At 74.8% G+C, this 4,901-nt stretch carries 5 protein-coding genes; 2 read left to right on the plus strand and 3 right to left on the minus strand.

Annotation, left to right across the window (positions count from 1 at the left end; all coding sequences use genetic code 11):
- A partial coding sequence (locus KBX53_RS22330; protein WP_210861446.1) for a DUF1028 domain-containing protein occupies positions 1 to 601 on the minus strand: 601 nt, incomplete at its 3' end.
- Between the two features lie 47 nt (positions 602 to 648).
- On the minus strand, positions 649 to 1,869 hold the full coding sequence (locus KBX53_RS22335) for a low temperature requirement protein A (protein WP_210861447.1): 1,221 nt from the start codon (positions 1,867 to 1,869) through the stop codon (positions 649 to 651).
- 154 nt (positions 1,870 to 2,023) lie between these two features.
- On the opposite strand from KBX53_RS22335, the gene KBX53_RS22340 reads away from it, so the two are divergent.
- Positions 2,024 to 3,007, plus strand: a complete 984-nt coding sequence (locus tag KBX53_RS22340; protein ID WP_030328654.1) for an LLM class F420-dependent oxidoreductase — start codon at positions 2,024 to 2,026, stop codon at positions 3,005 to 3,007.
- Entirely contained in the window at positions 3,004 to 3,795 is a 792-nt protein-coding gene (locus KBX53_RS22345) for an SDR family oxidoreductase (RefSeq protein ID WP_210861449.1), read from the plus strand. Before KBX53_RS22340 ends, KBX53_RS22345 begins: the two co-directional genes overlap by 4 nt.
- 16 nt (positions 3,796 to 3,811) lie before the next feature.
- Here KBX53_RS22345 and KBX53_RS22350 read toward each other — a convergent pair.
- Positions 3,812 to 4,901 (minus strand): transglutaminase domain-containing protein (locus KBX53_RS22350; RefSeq protein WP_305797971.1); only part of this gene is annotated, 1,090 nt, incomplete at its 5' end.

Consider the following 4,901-nt stretch of genomic DNA (forward strand, 5'->3'; position numbering starts at 1 on the left):
GCAGACGACCCAGCTCGGCCACCGGGTCCGGGTGGTCGTCCACCCGAAGGTCCACCACCACATCGCTGGTGCCGCCGTACCCGCCGCCGCGCTCGACCACCAGCAGGCCGGCGCTCTGCCGCCCACGCCGGTCGCCGCCGGCCTCGTCGCCGGCCCGCAACGCGGCCACCAGCCGCTCGGCGAACGGCAGCGCCGTTCCCGCCTCCCAGGCCGCGCCGAGGGCGTCGACGACCTCCGGCCCGGTGAGCACGTTGCCCTGCGCGGCCCAGCCGTCGCCGGTCCGCCCGCCGGCCCACGGGTGGCAGGCCGGCCCCGTCCAGCTGGCCCCCGTTCCGGTGGCCCCCACGACGCCGAGTTGACGATGGTCCCGCTCGGGGTCGGCGGCGATCAGCCCGGCCACCACGTCGGCGGCAGCCACCCCGGTGCGTAGCAGGGTGAGTCCCTGCGGGCGGTAGGCGAGGTTCACGTGCGCCTGGGTGGCCAGCGCACCCACCTCGGCGGCGGCGGCCGGCACCAACGCCCCGGCGGCGAGGAACTTGCTGGCGACGGCCACGCCGTGCAGGCGGCCGTCGGCGGAGCGGGCGACGAGCGAGAAGGTCACCGGCCGAGAGTAACCCTCCGGTCCGGCACGGCATTCGCGCGCAACGCTCAGAACGGTGGCGTGGCGGCCTCCGGTGGGGCGCCGTGCGCCCGCCGGGCGTCGGCCACCGCGACCGCCGCCAACACCAGCGCCCCGAGCGCTGTCGCGAGCACACCGGGCAGGTGCAGCAACGGCACCGACGACACCACCAGCACCGTGAGGGCGATCCACCGGGACGGGGAGACCCGCGCGAACACCTCGTACTCCAGGCGGGCCCGGCCGGCCAGGAACAGGGCCGGGCCACCGAGCACCATGGCCAACCACGAGCCCGGGATCCGCTCCAACGGAGCCTCGATGATCAGCTCGTAGCCGATCGCGGTGCACGCGAGACCGATCACCATCACCAGGTGGGTGTCGGCCGCGGACCGGCCGATATTGGCGGGGTGCCGGGCCTTCATCACCGCCTCGCCCAGGATCCGCCCAGCCCGCTGCACGTAGATCCGCCACAGCATGATCGAGGTGGCCAACGCCAGCGCGAACGCCCAGGCGTGCCCCTTCTCGTATGGCCCCTTGCTGTACGAGAAACCGGCCACCAGGATCGTCGCGCCCAGCGCGACGAGGAAGAACTGCTGGTACCGCTCGGCCAGGTGCTCCCCGGCGATCTCCCACTTGGAGATCGTCGAACGACCCAGGCCGGGCACCGGCCAGCCGCAGCGGGCGGCCAGGTACTCGAAGCCCAGCGCCACCGACCAGAGCACCACCTGCGCGTTGGTGCTCAGCATCGCGCCGCCGATCCACAGCACCCCGCTGACGGCGTAGATCACCGCCATCCGCACCTTCAACCGGCGGTACGGGTGCGGGCCCAGCGCGACCGACAGGATCACCGGCCGGGTCACCTGCGCGATCACGTAAGCCACGGCGAACATCAGCGCGGTCTGGCTGAACGCCCGGGGGATCGCCACCCCCATCACCATGCTGCACACCAGCGCGGTGATCACCACGGTCTGCAACGGCACCCGGTACGGGTCGTACCGGCTGGTCGTCCACGCGGTGCCCTGCCAAACCGCCCACAGCGCCAGCAGCAACAGCAGCGTCTTGCCGCTGCCGGTGATCGTCCCCCAGCCGTGCTCCCGGCCCGGGTCCTGAGTCAGATCCTCGAACGCGCGTGCCGAGATCCGGGTGAGCGCGAAGACGTACACCAGGTCGAAGAAGAGTTCCAGGAACGTCGCCCGGCCGGGCGCGGCCGCGGCCGGGACCGGCTCCAGGCGTCCCGCCGCCCTGGAACCCATGGTCAGCGGCCTGCGCCGTCGGTCCGGTCCACCTCGAAGTGGTAGCACCTCCCACTGGGCCGCACGGCCGGAAACCGGCGATTCTGCCCAACCCGGGGATCTTGCCCGGGCCGTCGTCAACGGGCACGATCGATCGGTGACGAATCGATGGGGCATGACCGTGCCGCTGGGCGGGATCGCGCTGGCGCAGCACGACGCGGCCTACGCGGCCCTGGACCGGGCCGGGTTCACCGACGTCTGGTCGTCCGAGGTCGCCGGGGCCGACGCGTTCACCCCGCTGGCCCTCGCCGCCGCCTGGCAGCCCGGGCTGCGGCTGGGCACCGCGATCACCCCGGTCTACACCAGGGGTCCCGGGCTGCTCGCGATGAGCGCGGCGGCGCTGGCCGAGGCCGCGCCGGGCCGGTTCTCGCTCGGCATCGGGGCGTCCTCACCGGTGCTCGTCCGGGACTGGAACGCCGTGCCGTTCGACCAACCGTTCCGGCGTACCCGCGACGTGCTGCGTTTCCTGCGCGCCGCGCTGCGCGGCGAGACCGTCGACGAGGTCTACGACACGTTCGCCGTCCGCCGGTTCACGCTGGAACGACCGCCGGCGGTGCCGCCACAGATCCTGCTCGCCGCGCTGCGCCCGGGAATGCTCCGGCTGGCCGCCGCGGAGGCCGACGGGGTCATCCTCAACTGGCTCAGCGCCGACGACGTACCGCGTGCCCTCGCCGAGCTGGGCGAGCGCCGCGCCGACTTCGACGTCGCCGCCCGGATCTTCGTCTGCCCCACCGAGGACACCGCGTACGCCCGGGCACTGGGCCGCCGGCTCATCACCAGCTACCTCACCGTCGGCGCGTACGCCGACTTCCACCGCTGGCTCGGCCGCGACGAGGCGCTCGCACCGATGTGGGCGGCCTGGGCCGCCGGTGACCGGCGCGGTGCCAACGCGGCGGTGCCCGACGAGGTGGTCGACGCGCTGGTGCTGCACGGCTCACCGGAGCGGTGCCGCGCCGAGGTGCGCCGCTACGCCGACAACGGGGTGGACGTGCCGATCATCGCGCTGCTGCCGACCCCCGAGGTCACCGCCGGTGGCGCGACCGCGCTCCTGGGCCTCATCGCCCGACTGGGCACCAACCTCGTGGAGGCGTCCGCGTGAACCTCACCGACCGGATCGTCGTGGTCACCGGCGGGGCCGGCGGCATCGGCGCCGCGCTGTCCCGCCGGTTCGCCGCCGAGGGAGCCGCGGCCGTGGTGGTCGCCGACCTGGACGCCGACGCGGCCCGCGCGGTCGCCGAGGGCATCGGCCCGGTCGCGCACGCCCACGCCGTCGACGTCACCGACGAGGAGCAGGTCCGCGCGCTGGTCGCCGACACCGAGCAGCGGTACGGCCGGATCGACCTGTTCTGCGCCAACGCGGGAGTGACCACCGGCGGGGGAGTGGAGGTCGACGACACCGGTTGGGACCGGGCCTGGCGGGTCAACGTGCTGGCACATGTCTACTCGGCCCGCGCGGTGCTGCCCGGCATGCTCGCCCGGGGCGGCGGGCACCTGCTGCACACCTGCTCCGCCGCGGGTGTGCTGACCGCGGTGGGCGACGCCGCGTACACCGCGACGAAACACGCCTCGGTGGGCTTCGCGGAGTGGCTGGCCATCACCTACCGGGACCGGGGCATCCGGGTCAGCGCCCTCTGCCCCCAGGGAGTGGACACCCCGATGCTCGCCGACGGGCTCGCCGACGGCCACCTCGGCGCCCGGGTGGTCGCCGCGTCCGGCGCGGTGCTCACCCCGGACCAGGTCGCCGAGGCGGCCATCGCCGGGCTGGCCGAGGAACGTTTCCTGATCCTTCCGCACCCCGAGGTCGCCGACTACGCGCGCCGCCGCGCCGAGGACCCGGACGGTTGGCAGGCCGGCATGCGCAAACTCGTCCGCCGGCTGACCGCCTGACCCGCTACGTTTTCGATCACCGTGGGGAGCGGCGGGCGCGGCGGAGCGGGGCGGGGTGCACCGACCACAGCAGACGGCGCCACCAGGGGCGCGCCGAGCGCAGGGTGGCCACGTACGCGGTGGCGACCTCGGCGGCCCGGGCGGCCTGGTCCGCTGTTGCGGCACCCGGTGCGAAACCCACCCGGTTGAGCAGGGCCGCCAGCTCGTCGACGGCCGGCCCGTCGGTGCCGCCGCCGAACCCGCCCGCCCCGGTGTCGGTGAGCGCCTGACGGGCGTGCCCGGCGACCTCGGTCGCGGCCAGGTCGTCGCCGACCGGCCTCCCGGCCAGCCGGAGCGCGTCGGTGACCTCCCGCCAGGCGCCGGCGATGCGCTGACCGGGGTCGCCCCGCACGAGCCGACCGCGGGTGAGGGAGCGGCGCATCGCCAACAGGGTGAGCAGGAACGCCCCCACCACCAGCAACAGACCACCGCTGCCGGCGGCGACCAGCACCGGCGTGGAGACCCCGTCGCGGCCGGACGGGACATCGGCGGCGGTCACCGGTTCCGGTGAGGCGCTCGGCTCCGCGGTCGGCGCGGGCGCCTCCGACGGCGGCGGGTCCTCCGGCGTCGGGCGGAAATCCTCCTCCACCGGCCTCGGCTCGTCGTTCGGGCGGGGCAGCGGGTCGAACGACACCCAGCCCAACCCGTCGAAGAGCACCTCCGGCCAGGCGTACGCGTCACCGGCCAGCACCGGCCCCTGCCCGCTGGTCCGGAAACCCACCACCACCCGGGTAGGCAGCCCGCAGAGCCGGCCGAGGACCGCGAACGCCGCCGCGAACTGCTCCGAGGTGCCCTCCTGCCCGCCGCCGTTGCGCGGCCCGAACAGGAAGAAACCCAGATTCGGGTACGCGTGCCCGCTCGGCGCGTCCGCCACCACCCGGTAGTGCTCGGCCAGGAACTGCTCGATCGCCGACGCCCGCGCGAACGGCGCGCCGTTCTCCTCAGCCAGCTGCCCGGCCAGCCGGCGCATCGGGTCCGGCACCCCGTCCGCCACCCGCAGCACCCGGGCCACCTCACCACCGGCGGGCACGTTCGCGGTAGCCAACAGGTTCAGGTCCGGGCGCTCC

The sequence above is a fragment of the Micromonospora sp. M51 genome, assembly GCF_018070305.1.
Lineage (GTDB): Bacteria > Actinomycetota > Actinomycetes > Mycobacteriales > Micromonosporaceae > Micromonospora > Micromonospora parva.

Excerpts from the sequence above, each read along its gene's own strand:
- KBX53_RS22335 (WP_210861447.1), bottom strand. The coding sequence starts at position 1,869 with ATGGGTTCCAGGGCGGCGGGACGCCTGGAGCCGGTCCCGGCCGCGGCC.
- KBX53_RS22340 (WP_030328654.1), top strand. The coding sequence starts at position 2,024 with ATGACCGTGCCGCTGGGCGGGATCGCGCTGGCGCAGCACGACGCGGCC.